Raw genomic sequence first — 15189 nt, forward strand, 5'->3', positions numbered from 1 at the left:
CCGCTCTTCCTGTGCGAGGTCGTCCATGACAGAGCACGGTTCCACGCCGGATGCGGCGGTGCCGCGGACGGGACTCGGCGAGGACGGACTCGGACAGCTGCTCGCCGGGCTGACCGCCGTGCGGGAGGGGGACCTGTCGGTCCGGCTCCCCGAGGCCGCGGACGGCATCCTCGGCGAGATCGCCGGCGTCTACAACGACATGGTCGGCCACCTCTCACTGGTCACCTCCGAGGTCACCCGGGTCGCCGACGAGGTCGGCGCCCAGGGGCTGCTCGGCGGCCGGATCCGTGAGCCCCGCCCGAGCGGGGCGTGGCGCGAGCTCACCTCCGGCGTCAACACGATGGCCGACAACCTCACCTCCCAGGTCCGCTCCATCGCCCAGGTCGCCACGGCCGTCGCCGGCGGGGACCTCACGCGGAAGATCCGGGTGGACGCGCGCGGCGAGATCCTGGAGCTGAAGGAGACCATCAACACGATGGTCGACCGGCTGTCCTCCTTCGCCGAGGAGGTCACCCGGGTCGCCCGCGAGGTCGGCACGGAGGGCAAACTCGGCGGCCAGGCCGAGGTGCACGGCGTCTCCGGCACCTGGAAGGACCTCACCGACAACGTCAACTCCATGGCCGACAACCTCACCAACCAGGTGCGGAACATCGCCCAGGTCACCACCGCCGTCGCCCAGGGCGACCTGACCAGCCGGATCGACGTCTCGGCGCGCGGCGAGATCCTGGAACTCAAGACCACCATCAACACGATGGTCGACCAGCTGTCCTCCTTCGCCGCCGAGGTGACCCGGGTCGCCCGCGAGGTCGGCACGGAGGGCAAACTCGGCGGCCAGGCCGAGGTGGAGGGCGTCTCCGGCACCTGGAAGCGGCTCACCGAGAACGTCAACGAGCTGGCCGGGAACCTCACCCGACAGGTCCGCGCCATCGCCGAGGTCACCAGCGCCGTCGCCGAGGGCGACCTGACCCGGTCGATCACCGTCGACGCCCCCGGAGAGGTCAGGGACCTGCGCGACAACATCAACTCGATGGTCGAGTCGCTGCGCGCCACGACCCGGGCCAACGAGGAGCAGGACTGGCTCCAGACCGCCCTCGCCCGGACCACGGGCCTCCTGCAGGGCACCCGGAGCCTGCCCGAGATCGCCGAGCTGATCATGGACGAGGTGCCGCCGCTGGTCGGCGCCCAGTACGGGGCCTTCTTCCTCGCCGTGGACGGCGAGAAGGGCACCGAGCTCGTCATGACCGCCTCCTACGGTTCCCCGGACGCCCCGGACGACCCGCCGCGCCGCTTCCGGCTCGGCCAGTCCCTCGTCGGGCAGGCCGCCCGGGACCGGCGCCCCCTCGTGGTCGAGCGCGTGCCCGCCGGATACGCCACCATCGCCTCCGGAGTGGGCTCCGGCGACCCCGGCATGCTGGTCGTCCTGCCCCTGGTGGTCGAGGAACAGGTGCTCGGAGCCGTCGAGTTCGCCGCGCTGCACCCCTTCACACCCCTGCGGCGGGAGTTCCTCGACCGGTTCGTGGTCAGCGCGGGAGCCGTCCTCAGCTCCCTGGCCGCCAACCTCCGCACCGACGAGCTCCTCGGCCAGTACCGTCAGCTCGCCGACGAACTCAGCTCCCGTTCCAAGGAGTTGCAGATCGGGCAGCAGGAACTCCAGCGCTCCAACGCCGAGTTGCAGGAGAAGGCAGCCCTGCTGGCGGAGCGCAACAAGGACATCGAGTCGAAGAACCTCGTCATCGAACAGGCGCGCCAGGAGTTGGAGACCCGGGCCCAGCAGCTGTCCCGCACCTCCATGTACAAGTCCGAGTTCCTCGCCAACATGAGCCACGAACTGCGCACCCCGCTCAACAGCCTGCTCATCCTCGCGCGGCTGCTCGCCCAGAACGCCGAGGGGAACCTGACGGAGAAGCAGGTCGACTACGCCGAGGTCATCCACTCCGCCGGCTCCGACCTCCTCCAGCTGATCAACGACATCCTCGACCTGTCGAAGGTCGAGGCCGGCAAGATGGACATCCGGCGGGAGCCGTTCCCCCTGAGCCAGCTGATGGAGTACCTGGAGGCGACCTTCGGGCCGGTCGCCGACGAGCGGCACCTCCGCTTCACCGTCACCCTGGCGGACGATCTGCCCGAGGCGCTGAACAGCGACGAGGCACGCATCCGCCAGGTCCTGCGCAACCTGCTCTCCAACGCGCTGAAGTTCACCGAGGAGGGCGGCGTCTCGCTCGCCGTCGAGTACGCCTCCCCCGCCGAGATCTCACCGCCCCTGGCCGGGACGGGCCACGTCCTCGCCTTCCGGGTCACCGACACCGGCATCGGCATCCCCGTCGAGCAGCTCCAGCACGTCTTCGAGGCCTTCCAGCAGGGCGACGGCACGGCCGCCCGGCGGTACGGGGGCACCGGCCTCGGGCTGTCGATCAGCCGGGAGGTGGCCGGCCTCCTCGGCGGAGCCATCCAGGCGCAGAGCGTCGCGGGCAGCGGCAGCACCTTCACGTTCTACCTGCCGGTGCCGCGGCCCGCGGAGCTCGCCGCGGCCGGGGCCGCCTCCACCGCGCGGGCGCGGGCCGTCCCCGGCTTCTCCCCCGACGGCCCGGCCTCCCCGGACGGACTCGCGGGCCGGACGGTGCTGGTGGTGGACGACGACGCCCGGAACGTGTTCGCCCTCACCGCCGTCCTCGAAGGGCGCGGGCTCCGCGTCCTCACGGCCGACGGCGGTCGTGCAGGCCTCGACGCGCTCGCGGCGCACGACGAGGTCGCGCTCGTGCTGATGGACGTCATGATGGCCGGGATGGACGGCTACTCGGCCATCAAGGCCATCAGGCGGCTGCCGGACCGCGCGGGCCTCCCCGTCATCGTGGTCACCGCGAAGGCGATGCCGGACGACCGCGCCCAGGCCCTCGCGGCGGGTGCCGACGACTACGTGTCGAAACCGGTCGACGAGGAGGAACTGACCGGCAAGATCCGCAGCTGGCTCGCCGACTGAAGCGCGCCGCCCCCTGCGGAGAAGCCCGGACGCGCGCTGCGGAGAGCCCGCACGCCCGTTGCGGAGAAGCCCGGACGGCGGCCCTCACCGCACCGGCGGCCGGCCCCGGACCCGTACGGCGACGATGCTGGTGTCGTCGTCGGTGTCGCCTGCCGCCGTGGCGAGCAGGGCGTCGACGAGCGTGTCCGGCGCGTGGCCCGCGAGCCGCTCCGCCTCGCCGGCGAGCCGTGTCACGCCCTCGTCGAGGCCGTCGTGACGGCGCTCGATCAGCCCGTCGGTGTACAGCAGCAGGGTGTCCCCGGGGCGCAGCCCGATCCGCTGCTCGCGGTAGGCGTACGAGGGGACGGCGCCGAGCAGCAGGTCCTGGGGCGGTTCGAGCAGCCGTGCCCGGCCGTCCCGGAGCAGCACCATCGGCAGGTGTCCGGCGCTCGTCCAGAGCAGGCCGCGGTCCTCGGGGTCGTACAGGGCGCAGACGGCGGTCGCCGTGACGCCGCCGCCCGTGCGCAGGGTCACCTCGTTGAGCCACTCCATCAGCCGCCGGGGCGAGTGGCCGGTGAAGGCGAGCGCGCGCTGGGCGTTGCGGAGCGCCACCATGCCCGTGACGGCGTCGATGCCGTGCCCCGCGATGTCGCCGACGGCCACGAGGATCTTGCCGCTGGGCAGCGCGAGCACGTCGTACCAGTCGCCGCCGACCCGGTACTCCCGCGCCGCCGGCCGGTACCGGGCGGCCACCACCAGGTCCCCGGGCATCTCCTGGAGCCCGGGGACCTCGGGCACGATCGCCTGCTGGAGCTGGAGCGCCAGCTGGTGGCGCAGCTCCGCCTGGTCGTGCAGCGCGGTGAGGTGGTCGAAGGTCGCGGTGAGCGCGGCCTCGGTCCTGCGGCTGTCGGACACGTCCTGGTACACCCCGGCGAGGCCGGTGACGGTGCCCTTCGCGATCAGCGGCTCGGCCGCCACGCGCACATGGCGCACGGTCCCGTCGGGGAGCAGGACCCGCAGGACCGTCTGCCCGCCCGTCTGCCGCTCGGTCACGGTCGCCACCAGCTCGGCGAGGGCCTCCCGGTCGTCCGGGCGCACCCGCTCGCGCAGCCCCGCGAGCGGCACCGGCGGCTCGTCCCTCCGCATGCCGAAGATGCCGTACGCCTCCGGGGCCCACACCGTCCCGCCGCCGGTCAGGCTGTCCTGGAAGGGGGCGACGCTCTGCAGCCGGGCGACCGCCCGGGCCGCGGCGAGGCCGGTCGCGCCCACCGCGTGCCACATCACCACGGCGTGCTCCCCGCCGGCCGGCAGCACCCGCACGTCGAGGAGGGGCGGCGGGTCCCCGGGCGCGGCGGACACCGGCAGGCGGGCGGCCCGCTGGGTGCGCGCGGTGCCGGTGGCGCGCCGTGCCATGCGCGCCAGGTCGGCGTGGACGAGGGGGAAGGCGCGCGCCAGGGAGGTGTCGTTCCCCGAGGAGGTGCCGCCGAGCACGGCGGCCCCTTCGTCGTTGAGGTGCTCCACGGTCGACTCCCCCGAGGTGCCGGGCACGGCGAGCAGCATCGCCGGCTGGGCGAGGGAGTCGAGCACGTCGACGAGGACGGGGACGGCGGCGGGCGGCGAGTCGGTGGTGTCGAGCACGGTGCCCGCCACGCCCATGAGCCCCATGAGGGCCCGGCGGGCCGTCGCGTCGAGCGTCGTCGGGCCCGGCCAGCCGACGAGCGCGAGGCCCACGGTCCTGTCGCGCCGGCGCAGCGGGAGCAGGGCGCGGGCGGCGCGGGCGGTGGGCCCCGGCAGGGGTTCGCCGGCGGACGGGCCCTCCTCCAGCCAGACCGGGATGTTCTCGGCGAGGGCGGCACGGAACGGCTCGGGGGTGGCGGGCGGGATCCACTGCCAGGCGGCGGCCTCTGCGGCTCCCGCGCCCGCGAAGCCGACGAGCCGCAGGCAGTGGCGGTCGGCGCACTGCCACAGCCAGAGGCTGTCCGCGCCGAGCGGGGCGAGGCCCTGTTCCAGGAGGGTCCGTGCCGCCTCGCCGACCGTGTCGGCGGTCTCCGCCGCGGCGGCCGTCCGGCGGGCCCGGCGCCCCGCGGCGGGGGGCTCGGAGGCGTCCGCGCGCTCCGGGCCGTCGCCCTTCGGGGGGGCGCTGACGACGTGCCCGCCGCCGCCCGCGGCCGCGTTCACGATGTCCGCGGCGAGGTCCTCCGCGGACAGGCCGGTCGCCTGCGCGAGGGCGCAGAGGTGCTCGGCCGCTTCGGAGGGGGGCAGCCGCAGCTGGGCCGTGAGCGCCCCGGCGGCGAGGTCGAGCAGATGGCGTCGGACGAGCTGGTCGCGCAGCCAGCGGTTCTCGGCGGCGAGTGCCGGGAAGCCACGGTCCGCACGGGCGGCGGACGGGGATGCCGTGAAGTCCGCGGAACCGGTCAAGGGGGCCTCCGTCCCGCCTGGATGCGGGCGTCCGGAGTCTTCGGGTGGGTCCGCTCCGGAGTCTACTCGCGCGTTCGCGTGCGTGACCGCCCGCGGCCCGGCGCGAGCTCGTCGGGCCCGGCGGGTTCCACGACCCCGTGTCCGACCCCGGCGTCGGTCCCCCGGACGAGGTCGTCGCGCCCGACCGGCGGACCGGCCGGGGGGCCCGGTCTCCCTTCCGTGCCGGCGGTGCCACCGCCCCCGCCCGGCCCGTCAGTCGGCCGGTTCGCCCGGCGCGGGGTGCTCGGGGTGGACGGTGCCGTCGCGCGGCCGGCCCCGGGGGCCCGTGCCGGCCTCGTCGGTGTCGGGCGGGTTGCCCCCGTCGGGGACGGGAACGGACAGCGGGTCGTCCGCCGTGGCCTGCTGGTCCTCGGGGTCCCGGGGAAGCGGCTCCTCCGGACGTGACTCCCGGTTCTCGCTCATCCTGGTCTCCTTCCTCCCGGCATCCGGGTCTTCTCGCTTCCGGCTCACAGGGGCGGCGGAACGCCTTCGTCGCTCCCCGCGTCCCCCTCCTCGCTGAGCGGCATCAGCCCGATGCACTCGGCGTCGATCCTGTCGGCGACCTCCGTCAGCGCGCCGACCAGCGCCTCGACCGTCTCCGGTTCGAGGCCCGAGTCGTCGGCGTCGGCCGAGTCCATCCAGTGGGACGCGAGGTGTCGCAGCAGGAGGGTCACTTCGTCGGCGGGGAGCAGGAGGGGGCCGCCGGGGACGTGGACGAGGGACATCGACGCGTTCATGGGGAATCGACCTCCGCGGGACGGGACGAGCAGTCAGGGCGTCGGGTCCGCGGAGTCCGCCCCTTCCGGGGCGTCCGCGCGGACGATGACGACGGGACAGGACGCGTGCACGGCGCACTGCTGGCTGACCGAGCCCAGGAGCAGGCTCGCGAAGCCGCCGCGGCCGCGGCTGCCCACGACGAGCAGCTCGGCGCGGGCCGACGCCTCGATCAGGACCTCGGCGGGGTTGCCGCGGACGACGTGCTGCTCCAGCGGCGGGGTCTCGCCGATCCGGGAGAGCGCGGAGCCGAGTTCCTCGGACAGCGCCTTCACGGCCTGTTCCTCGTCGAACGCGGCGTCCGCGAAGGGCGCGGGCCACCCCGCCCCGGGCACCTCGTGGACGCCGACGACGTCCAGGGTCGCTCCGGTCCGCCGTGCCTGCCGGACCGCCCACCGCAGCGCCGCGTACGACGAGGGCGAGCCGTCGACACCCACGACCACGCGGGAACCGCCGTCACTGGGATTCATGACCGTGCCCCTTCTCCCGATCGGGCCCGAGGGGTGGACGGGCGCCGATCCCGTCCTCTCCCTTCCGACCCACTACCCGGTGCCCGGCCCCGTACGCCTGGGTGCCGTCCACCGCCCGGGTGCCGTCCGCGCGCGTGCCCGGACGCGTGAGCGCCGGATCGCGCGGGTAGACGCGGGGCCGAAGGAGGGTGGGGCGGCGATGCCCGCGAAGCGCGGGCCGCGGCGCCCCGTACGGAGGACGACACCACGGCCGCCGGGGGGCAGCGCCCCCGCCGCCACCACTTCCGCTTCGGGCACTGACGGCGCCCTCGTGCACGCCGTCCCCTCCCGAGGGGCGGAGGCGGCGTGAGACCCCGCCCGGTCGGAAAGGACCCGGTCATGACCGCACCACCCGCCACCCCCACCACGCTCGGCCCCGACAGCGATCTCTCCCAGGTCTTCGAACTCGCCCAGCAGCTGCGGGTGGACTCGGTGCGCGCCAGCACGGCCGCGGGCTCCGGCCACCCCACCTCCAGCCTGTCGGCGGCCGACCTGATGGCGGTCCTGATGGCCCGCCACCTCCGCTACGACTGGGCGGCGCCCGACAACCCGGACGGCGACCACCTGGTCTTCTCCAAGGGACACGCGTCACCCCTGCTGTACGCGATGTTCAGGGCCGCCGGGGCGATCGGCGACGACGAGCTGATGACGACGTACCGCCGCTTCGGCCACCGTCTCCAGGGGCATCCCACGCCCGAGCTGCCGTGGGTGGACGTGGCCACCGGCTCCCTCGGCCAGGGCATCGGCTACGCGGTGGGGATCGCGCTCGCGATCCGCGACCTGGAGCGGCGGTCCTCCCGGGTGTGGGTGCTGTGCGGTGACAGCGAGACGGCCGAGGGCTCCGTGTGGGAGGCGCTCGACAAGGCCGGGCACCACCGGCTGGGCAATCTCGCCGTCCTGCTCGACGTGAACCGCCTCGGCCAGAGCGGGCCCACCGAGCTGGAGTGGGACACCGACGCGTACGCCCGCCGCGTCGAGGCCTTCGGCTGCCGGGCGATCGAGGTCGACGGCCACGACCTCGAAGCGATCGACCTGGCCCTGGCCGAGGCCGCCGACGGACGGGCGCCCACCGTCGTCGTCGCCAGGACCGTCAAGGGCCGTGGCGTGACGGAGGTGGCCGACAAGGAGGGCTGGCACGGCAAGGCGCTGCCCGAGGACCTGGCCGCACGCGCCGTCGCCGAACTCGGCGGCGCCCGCGACCTGCGGGTGCGCGGCCCGCGCCCGCCCGCGCACCCCGGCCCCGCCCACCCCGACGGCCGGCGCGCCGGCCCGGTGGAGCCGCCCCGCTACGAGGTCGGCGACGAGGTCGCCACCCGGGTCGCCTTCGGCGCCGCCCTGGCCGCCCTCGGCGCCCGCCCCGAGGTCGTCGCCCTGGACGCCGAGGTCGGCAACTCCACCCATGCCGAGGACTTCGGGAAGGCCCACCCGGAGCGGTACTTCCAGACGTACATCGCCGAGCAGCAGATGATCGCGGACGCCGTCGGCATGGCCGTGCGCGGCTTCCGCCCGTACGCCACGACCTTCGCCGCCTTCCTCACCCGCGCGCACGACTTCGTCCGGATGGCCGCCGTCTCCCGGATCACGATGGCCCTGTGCGGGACGCACTGCGGGGTCGAGATCGGCGCGGACGGCCCTTCGCAGATGGGCCTGGAGGACCTCGCCATGATGCGCGCCGTCCTCGGCTCCACCGTGCTGTACCCCTCCGACGCGACCTCCGCGGCCGCCCTGACCACGGCCATGGCGGACCTGGACGGGATCTCCTACCTGCGCACCACCCGCGGGGCCTACCCCGTCCTCTACGACGGCGACGAGACGTTCCCCGTGGGCGGGTCGAAGACCCTGCGCGAGAGCCCGGACGACCGGGTCACGCTCATCGGCGCCGGTGTCACCCTCCACGAGTGCCTGGCGGCCGCCGAGGAGCTCGCCGCCGAGGGCGTACGGGCCCGGGTCGTCGACCTGTACTCGGTCAAGCCCGTCGACGTGGACGCCCTCGCCCGTGCGGCCCGGGAGACCGGCGCGCTCGTCGTCGTCGAGGACCACCATCCCGAGGGCGGGCTCGGCGAGGCCGTCCTGTCGGCCCTCGCCGCGGGCGCGGACCGGTCCGCGCCGCCGCCGTTCGCCTTCGCCCATCTCGCCGTCACGGGGCTGCCCGGCTCGGGGACCACCGGAGAACTCCTCGACGCGTGCGGCATCTCCCGCACCCATGTCGCCGGGGCCGCCCGGGCGCTGGTGGCGCGGTAGGCGCCCGCCGGCCCCGGGCATTCGGCCGTCGGTCCGGGCATTCGGCCGTCGGTCGTGAATTCCTTCTTTCCGATGATTCCTGTCGGTTGGGCGGGCTCTGCGTGTTATCACCCCTGTGCGGTCCGCCGTACGCGACCATGACGGACGCCGAAACCGTCACGATGAGCGGAAGAAGGACCCACGTGCCCGGCAGCGAGAGCGAGAACCCGGCGATCCCCGCGCCCACCCCCACCGAGACCCGGCCCAAGACCAACAGGGACTGGTGGCCGAACCAACTGGACCTGCAGGTACTCCATCAGCATTCGCCCCTGTCCGATCCGATGGGCGCGGACTTCGACTACGCGAAGGAGTTCGCGGACCTCGACGTCGACGCGCTGAAGCGGGACGTCATCGCGTTGATGACGGACTCCCAGGACTGGTGGCCCGCCGACTACGGCCACTACGGGCCGCTCTTCATCCGGATGAGCTGGCACGCCGCGGGGACGTACCGCATCGCGGACGGCCGGGGCGGCGGCGGGCAGGGCGCCCAGCGCTTCGCCCCGCTCAACAGCTGGCCGGACAACGCCAGCCTCGACAAGGCGCGCCGGCTGCTCTGGCCGGTCAAGCAGAAGTACGGGCGGAAGATCTCCTGGGCCGACCTGCTGGTCTTCGCCGGTGACTGCGCCATGGAGTCCATGGGGTTCAAGACCTTCGGGTTCGGCTTCGGGCGCCCGGACGTCTGGGAGCCCGAGGAGATCTTCTGGGGCCCCGAGGACACCTGGCTCGGGGACGAGCGCTACAGCGGCGACAGGGAGCTCACCGGTCCCTTCGGCGCCGTGCAGATGGGCCTGATCTACGTCAACCCGGAGGGCCCCAACGGCAACCCGGACCCGCTCGCCGCCGCCAGGGACATCCGGGAGACGTTCGGGCGCATGGCGATGAACGACGAGGAGACCGCCGCGCTCATCGTCGGCGGCCACACCTTCGGCAAGTGTCACGGCGCGGTCGACCCCCAGTACATCGGCCCGGAGCCCGAGGCCGCCCCCATCGAGCAGCAGGCCCTCGGCTGGCGGAACTCGTACGGCAGCGGCAAGGGCGCCGACGCGCTCACCAGCGGCCTCGAAGGGGCGTGGACGAACGAGCCGACGAAGTGGGACAACGGCTATCTGGAGAACCTGTTCCGGTACGAGTGGGAGCTGACGACGAGCCCCGCCGGCGCGCAGCAGTGGACCCCCAAGGACGCGTCGGCGAAGGACACCGTGCCCGACGCGCACGACCCGTCGAAGCGGCACGCCCCGATGATGCTCACGACGGACCTCGCGCTGCGGATGGACCCGGTCTACGCGCCGATCGTGAAGCGCTTCCACGAGAACCCCCAGGAGCTCGCGGACGCGTTCGCCAAGGCCTGGTACAAGCTGCTGCACCGTGACATGGGCCCGCTCTCGCGCTACCTCGGCCCGTGGATCCCCGAGCCGCAGCTCTGGCAGGACCCGGTCCCCGCGGTCGACCACCCGCTGGTCGGGGAGGCGGACGTCGCCGCCCTCAAGTCCAGGATCCTCGACTCCGGGCTCTCCGTCTCCCAGCTGGTCACCACCGCCTGGGCGTCGGCCGCGAGCTTCCGCGGCACCGACAAGCGCGGCGGCGCCAACGGGGCACGGCTCCGGCTCGCGCCGCAGAAGGACTGGGAGGTCAACTCCGCGCCCGAGGTGGCCCGGACGATCGAGACCCTGGACGGGATCCGCCAGGACTTCGAGGGCGCGGACGGGGCGAGGATCTCGCTCGCGGACCTCATCGTGCTCGGCGGCTGCGCGGCCGTGGAGCGGGCCGCGAAGAACGCCGGGTACGACCTCACGGTCCCGTTCGCGCCGGGCCGCACGGACGCCTCGCAGGAGCAGACCGACGTGGAGTCGTTCGCGGTCCTCGAACCCCGGGCGGACGGCTTCCGCAACTACCTCCGGGCCGGGGAGAAGCTGTCGCCGGAGACCCTCCTGCTCGACCGCGCCAACCTGCTGACGCTGACCGCCCCCGAGATGACGGTGCTCGTCGGCGGCATGCGGGTGCTCGGCACCGGGTTCGGGCAGTCGCGGCACGGGGTCTTCACCGACCGGCCGGAGGCGCTGACCAACGACTTCTTCGTCGGGCTCCTGGACATGGGCACGGAGTGGAAGGCCTCGACGTCCGACGAGAACGTCTTCGAGGGCCGCGACCGCGCCACGGGCGAGGTGCGGTGGACCGCCACCGCCGTGGACCTCGTCTTCGGCTCGCACTCCCAGCTGCGGGCCCTCTCGGAGGTGTACGGGTCGGCGGACGGGGGCGAGAAGTTCGCGCGCGACTTCGTGGCCGCGTGGGACAAGGTGATGAACCTCGACCGGTTCGACCTGCGCTGAGCACGGCGCGCCCGGCCGGCCCGCGGGCCGGCCGGGTCTCTCCGCTCCCCGTCACCCGTCGGCGCTCGGCACCTCCAGCGGGTCGTCCGGGGCGTTCCTCCGCTCCTGCTCCATGCGCTCGCCGAGCGCGACGAGCGCCTTGCGCCCCATGGCCTTGCGGACGTCGGGGAACCAGTCCTTCTCCTCCTCCTCGACGTGATGGCGCACGTACTCCATGAGGACCGTCATCTTCGCGCCGAACCTCTCGTCCTCCGGGTCAAGCCCCTTCAGTTCCGAGAGCATCCACAGCACCGTGTGGTGCTCCTCGACGCTCTCCAGGACGTGGTCGGTGGTGTCCGGGGCCGCCTGGCGGGCGGCAGGGTAGAAGACGCGCTCCTCGATCCAGGCGTGGGCGGTCAGCTCGCGGATCACGTCGTCGGCGAGCTCCCGCCTGCGGCGGTGGGCCTCGCCGTCCGCCCGCTCGAACTCCTTGAAGAGCTTCTCCACCGTCCTGTGGTCCTCGCGGAGCAGCACGATGCCGTCCATCGAATCCTCCCTCCTCGTCCTCCCTCCTTCGGTTCGGCGTCAGGTGGTGAGGAGCCGGTTGAAGAAGGAGCGGTACTGGCGCAGGGCCGTGCGCAGGTCCTCCGTGTCGACGTCCTCGCCCTCGCTCCACTGGCCTTCCAGGTCCTTCTTGCGGTCGGCGAAGGTGGCGGCGAGCCTCCGGATCACCTCGGTGACCAGCTCGTCGGCCTCGTGCACGGCTCCGCGGGGGTCGTCGACGAACCGGCCCTGGATCTCGCGCCAGCGCGCACGGAACGCCTCGTCGGCCTCGGCGTCGAGGAGGCGCGGCAGCTCTTCCCCGGTGCCGGACTCCGCTCCGGCGCCGAGCCCCGCATCGGTGCCGGAACCCATGTCGGTACCTGTCCCCGCGTCGGTGCCGGACCCCACGTCGGTGCCTGTCCCCGCGTCGGTACCTGTCCCCGCGTCGGTACCGGGCTCCACGCCGGTGCCTGTCCCCGCGTCGGTACCGGGCCCCGCCCCCGTGCCGGCCCCCACCTCGGTGCCGGAGCCCGCCTCGCGCAGCTCGGCTCCGCGCCGATCGGTCCCGCGCCGCTCGGCCTCACGCGGCTCCGCCTCCCGCGTGGCGTCGGCGGCGTCCCCCTGTGGGTCCTCGTCGGCGTGCGGACCGGCCGGGATGTCGGTGCTCTCCCCGGGGTACATGGGCGGTGCGTCGGTGTCGCCGGCCCGTGCCGGTGTGTCGTACTCGCGTCGCATGGCGCGTCCTCCTGGTCAGCTCCGGCCCCGTCCGGGCGCGTCGCCGTTCGAGAGAAGTTCGTCGAACAGCGCCCGGTAGTGGACCATCGCGCCCCTCAACTGCTCGGTCGTGGCCTGGTGCGAGGAGCTCAGGGCGTTGATCTCGTGCGCCGCCTGATAGTGCTCCAGGGTGCGGCCGTGCTCCACGGAGAGGTCCCTCATCTGCTGCTCGAAGTCCTCCGTGGGATAGCCCCGCTCGCGCATGAGCGAGGTCACCAACGTGTCCGCGTCGTGCACCGCGCCGTCGGGCCGGTCCACGAACTGCTCCTGCACGCTGCTCCACTGCTGGGCGTAGCGCTCCCGCGCCCCGCTCGACAACGGCTTGATGTCCAGGGCCTCGTGGCGCTTCTCCCGCGCCCCGAGGTCGTGCTCGGCGGCCCGCCTGCTCCCGGCGTCGTCGACGGCCCGGTCGTACTCGGGCCCGAAGCGCTCGCGCAGCCGGCGACGGCGCCGCCGGTCCAGGGCGACGGCCAGCACGATCAGCGCGATCACCACCACGACGGGTATGACGATGGCCAGAATCGTTCCTGTCGACATCGGCCTCGCTCCCTCGGCTCTCATCGATATCCACGGCGGCTGCCCAGGCGCGCCGGGCTGAAACGGCCGCCGCGGGGCCGGGGGCCTGCCTGGTGGTGTCGACACCAGGTGCGGCACACACTCCCTCGGACCGCCGGGTGCTGCCACCGTCGTCGCCATGACCCAGCACACCACTCTGATCACCGGCGTCACCACGGGGATGGGGCGCGCGCTCGCGCTCGATCTGGCGCCCCGCGGCGGCACCCTCCTCCTGCACGGCCGGAACGCCGAGCGGCTCGAGGCCGTGGCCGCCGAGACCCGGGCCGCGGGGCCCGGCACCACGGTCCGCACCTATACCGCCGACCTCTCCGACCTGGACCAGGTGCGGGCGATGGCCGCCCGGATCCGGGCGGCGGAGCCGCACCTCGACGGGCTGATCCACAACGCGGTGGCGGGCGGCGGCCCGCGGCCGCTCGTCCGGGAGCTGAGCGGCCAGGGCCATGAACTCCGCTTCGCCGTGAACCACTTGGCTCCGTACGCGCTCACCCGCGCCCTGCTGCCCCTGCTCACCGGCTCGGCTCCGGCACGGGTGGTCAACGTGGCTTCCATGGGCCAGGAGGCCCTCGACTTCGACGACGTGATGCTGGAGCGGGACTACGAGGGCCTGCGCGCCTACTGCCGGAGCAAGCTGGCCATGATCATGGCGTCCTTCGAGCTGGCGGCCGAGCTGAAGGGCACCGGCGTGACGGTGAACGCCCTCCACCCCGCCCACCTGATGGACACGCCCGGCGTCCGCTCCTACGGCCTCGCGCCCGTCACCACCACGGAGGAGGGCGTCCGTCCCACCGTGCGGCTGCTCCTGGACCCGGACCTGGCCGCGGTCACCGGCCGTTACTTCGACCGGTTCGCCGATGCGCGGGCCCACGAGCAGGCGTACGACGACGGGGCGCGCGAGCGGCTGATGGAGCTGACGCACGAGCTGACGGAGCGGGTCTGGCGGGACGTGTGACCGGGCCCGGCGCGGGCGGCGGGGCATGAGCCCTGTCCCGCTCCGCCGCCGGACGTCGTACTCCTCGGAGAACAGGCCCGGCGGACCGACGGCGCTGCGGGTGCGCTCGAACCACCGCGCCGCGACCACCCGCGGGCCCGGCGCGTACTCCCGTGGCCCCGCCGTCACTCCCTTGGACGGCGCACCGCGCCGTGCCGGTCCCCGCACACGAGACTCGCTTCGAGCGATCCCCTCCCCACCCGAAGGAAGAGAAGCATGGCCGACAAGCCCACCATCGTCCTGGTCCACGGTTTCTGGGGCGGCGCCGCCCACTGGGCGAAGGTCATCGTCGAGCTGAACAAGCGCGGGTACGACAGGATCCGAGCCGTCGAGAACCCGCTCACCTCGCTCGCCGACGACGCCGAGCGCACCCGCAAGATGGTGAGGCAGGTCGACGGCCCGGTGGTCCTCGTCGGTCACTCGTACGGCGGCGCGGTCATCACCGAGGCGGGCGACCTGCCGAACGTGACCGCGCTCGTCTACATCGCCGCCTTCGCGCCGGCCGAAGGCGAGAGCCCGGGCGGGCTCAGCCAGGAGGTGCCGCCCGCCGCCATCGAGAACCTCGCCCCCGACTCCGACGGCTACCTCTGGATCAAGCAGGACAAGTTCCACGAGAGCTTCGCCCAGGACCTCGCCCCCGACGAGGCGCTCGTCATGGCCGTCACCCAGAAGGCGCCGCTCGCCTCCGCCTTCGGCGACGAGGTCACCGCGCCGGCCTGGCGCAACAAGCCCGTGTGGTACCAGGTGTCCACCGAGGACCGCATGATCCACCCGGACAACGAGCGCCGCATGGCCCGGCGCACGAACGCGCGCAAGATCGTCGAACTCGACGCCGGTCACGCCTCCCTGGCCTCCCGGGCGGAGGAGGTCGTCGACCTGATCGAGGACGCCGTGAAGGGGACGGCGGCCTGACCCGGTCTCCGTCGATGTCGCCGTCGCGCACCCGCGCGGCGGCGGTGCGCGGGCCTGACGGGTGATGTTCGCGCGGGTCGACGGCACCTCGGGCCGCCGCGCCGCCCCCACCGG

12 protein-coding genes are annotated in these 15189 nt (G+C 73.8%); 5 read left to right on the plus strand and 7 right to left on the minus strand.

Annotated elements, in window-relative coordinates:
- The first annotated feature begins 25 nt into the window (after positions 1 to 25).
- A complete protein-coding gene (locus ACFYUZ_RS18885) occupies positions 26 to 2977 on the plus strand; it encodes a HAMP domain-containing protein (protein WP_389310588.1) in 2952 nt (983 codons plus the stop codon).
- An 84-nt stretch (positions 2978 to 3061) separates the two neighbouring features.
- On the opposite strand, the gene ACFYUZ_RS18890 is transcribed toward ACFYUZ_RS18885, so the two are convergent.
- The 4 genes from ACFYUZ_RS18890 to ACFYUZ_RS18905 form a co-directional block, all read right to left on the minus strand.
- Positions 3062 to 5374: a PP2C family protein-serine/threonine phosphatase gene (locus ACFYUZ_RS18890; protein WP_389310590.1), complete on the minus strand. Its 2313-nt coding sequence runs from the start codon at positions 5372 to 5374 to the stop codon at positions 3062 to 3064.
- Positions 5375 to 5626: 252 nt separating this feature from the next.
- On the minus strand, positions 5627 to 5836 hold the full coding sequence (locus tag ACFYUZ_RS18895; protein ID WP_389310592.1) for a hypothetical protein: 210 nt from the start codon (positions 5834 to 5836) through the stop codon (positions 5627 to 5629).
- 44 nt (positions 5837 to 5880) lie between these two features.
- The gene (locus ACFYUZ_RS18900; protein ID WP_389310594.1) at positions 5881 to 6150 is read right to left on the minus strand and encodes a DUF6213 family protein; all 270 of its coding nucleotides are present in this window, start codon (positions 6148 to 6150) and stop codon (positions 5881 to 5883) included.
- A gap of 33 nt (positions 6151 to 6183) precedes the next feature.
- Complete coding sequence (locus tag ACFYUZ_RS18905) at positions 6184 to 6657, minus strand: universal stress protein (RefSeq protein WP_389310596.1); 474 nt, start codon at positions 6655 to 6657, stop codon at positions 6184 to 6186.
- A gap of 378 nt (positions 6658 to 7035) precedes the next feature.
- On the opposite strand from ACFYUZ_RS18905, the gene ACFYUZ_RS18910 reads away from it, so the two are divergent.
- Both ACFYUZ_RS18910 and katG read left to right on the plus strand, forming a co-directional pair.
- On the plus strand, positions 7036 to 8937 hold the full coding sequence (locus ACFYUZ_RS18910; RefSeq protein WP_389310597.1) for a transketolase: 1902 nt from the start codon (positions 7036 to 7038) through the stop codon (positions 8935 to 8937).
- A gap of 182 nt (positions 8938 to 9119) precedes the next feature.
- Positions 9120 to 11303, plus strand: coding sequence for a catalase/peroxidase HPI (gene katG / locus ACFYUZ_RS18915; protein ID WP_389310599.1), 2184 nt, complete (start codon positions 9120 to 9122; stop codon positions 11301 to 11303).
- 51 nt (positions 11304 to 11354) lie between these two features.
- Here katG and ACFYUZ_RS18920 read toward each other — a convergent pair whose 3' ends face one another.
- From ACFYUZ_RS18920 to ACFYUZ_RS18930, 3 genes are read right to left on the minus strand one after another with little or no spacing between them, the layout of a single operon-like run.
- The gene (locus ACFYUZ_RS18920; RefSeq protein ID WP_389310601.1) at positions 11355 to 11828 is read right to left on the minus strand and encodes a hemerythrin domain-containing protein; all 474 of its coding nucleotides are present in this window, start codon (positions 11826 to 11828) and stop codon (positions 11355 to 11357) included.
- A 39-nt stretch (positions 11829 to 11867) separates the two neighbouring features.
- Positions 11868 to 12560 carry a hypothetical protein gene (locus ACFYUZ_RS18925; RefSeq protein WP_389310603.1) on the minus strand — a complete coding sequence of 231 codons (693 nt, stop codon included), beginning with the start codon at positions 12558 to 12560 and terminating at the stop codon, positions 11868 to 11870.
- Between the two features lie 15 nt (positions 12561 to 12575).
- Entirely contained in the window at positions 12576 to 13136 is a 561-nt protein-coding gene (locus tag ACFYUZ_RS18930) for a hypothetical protein (RefSeq protein WP_389310605.1), read from the minus strand.
- 157 nt (positions 13137 to 13293) lie between these two features.
- Between ACFYUZ_RS18930 and ACFYUZ_RS18935 the strand changes: the two genes are divergently transcribed.
- Positions 13294 to 14124, plus strand: a complete 831-nt coding sequence (locus ACFYUZ_RS18935) for an SDR family NAD(P)-dependent oxidoreductase (protein WP_389310607.1) — start codon at positions 13294 to 13296, stop codon at positions 14122 to 14124.
- Between the two features lie 255 nt (positions 14125 to 14379).
- Positions 14380 to 15075 carry an alpha/beta hydrolase gene (locus tag ACFYUZ_RS18940; protein ID WP_389310609.1) on the plus strand — a complete coding sequence of 232 codons (696 nt, stop codon included), beginning with the start codon at positions 14380 to 14382 and terminating at the stop codon, positions 15073 to 15075.
- Positions 15076 to 15189: the final 114 nt, after the last annotated feature.

It is taken from the genome of Streptomyces sp. NPDC004266, assembly GCF_042874095.1.
Classification (GTDB): Bacteria; Actinomycetota; Actinomycetes; order Streptomycetales; family Streptomycetaceae; genus Streptomyces.

Coding starts and splice junctions, on each gene's coding strand:
- ACFYUZ_RS18885 (WP_389310588.1), top strand. CDS start 26: ATGACAGAGCACGGTTCCACGCCGGATGCGGCGGTGCCGCGGACGGGA.
- ACFYUZ_RS18895 (WP_389310592.1), bottom strand. CDS start 5,836: ATGAGCGAGAACCGGGAGTCACGTCCGGAGGAGCCGCTTCCCCGGGAC.
- ACFYUZ_RS18900 (WP_389310594.1), bottom strand. CDS start 6,150: ATGAACGCGTCGATGTCCCTCGTCCACGTCCCCGGCGGCCCCCTCCTG.
- ACFYUZ_RS18905 (WP_389310596.1), bottom strand. CDS start 6,657: ATGAATCCCAGTGACGGCGGTTCCCGCGTGGTCGTGGGTGTCGACGGC.
- ACFYUZ_RS18910 (WP_389310597.1), top strand. CDS start 7,036: ATGACCGCACCACCCGCCACCCCCACCACGCTCGGCCCCGACAGCGAT.
- ACFYUZ_RS18920 (WP_389310601.1), bottom strand. CDS start 11,828: ATGGACGGCATCGTGCTGCTCCGCGAGGACCACAGGACGGTGGAGAAG.
- ACFYUZ_RS18925 (WP_389310603.1), bottom strand. CDS start 12,560: ATGCGACGCGAGTACGACACACCGGCACGGGCCGGCGACACCGACGCA.
- ACFYUZ_RS18930 (WP_389310605.1), bottom strand. CDS start 13,136: ATGTCGACAGGAACGATTCTGGCCATCGTCATACCCGTCGTGGTGGTG.
- ACFYUZ_RS18935 (WP_389310607.1), top strand. CDS start 13,294: ATGACCCAGCACACCACTCTGATCACCGGCGTCACCACGGGGATGGGG.
- ACFYUZ_RS18940 (WP_389310609.1), top strand. CDS start 14,380: ATGGCCGACAAGCCCACCATCGTCCTGGTCCACGGTTTCTGGGGCGGC.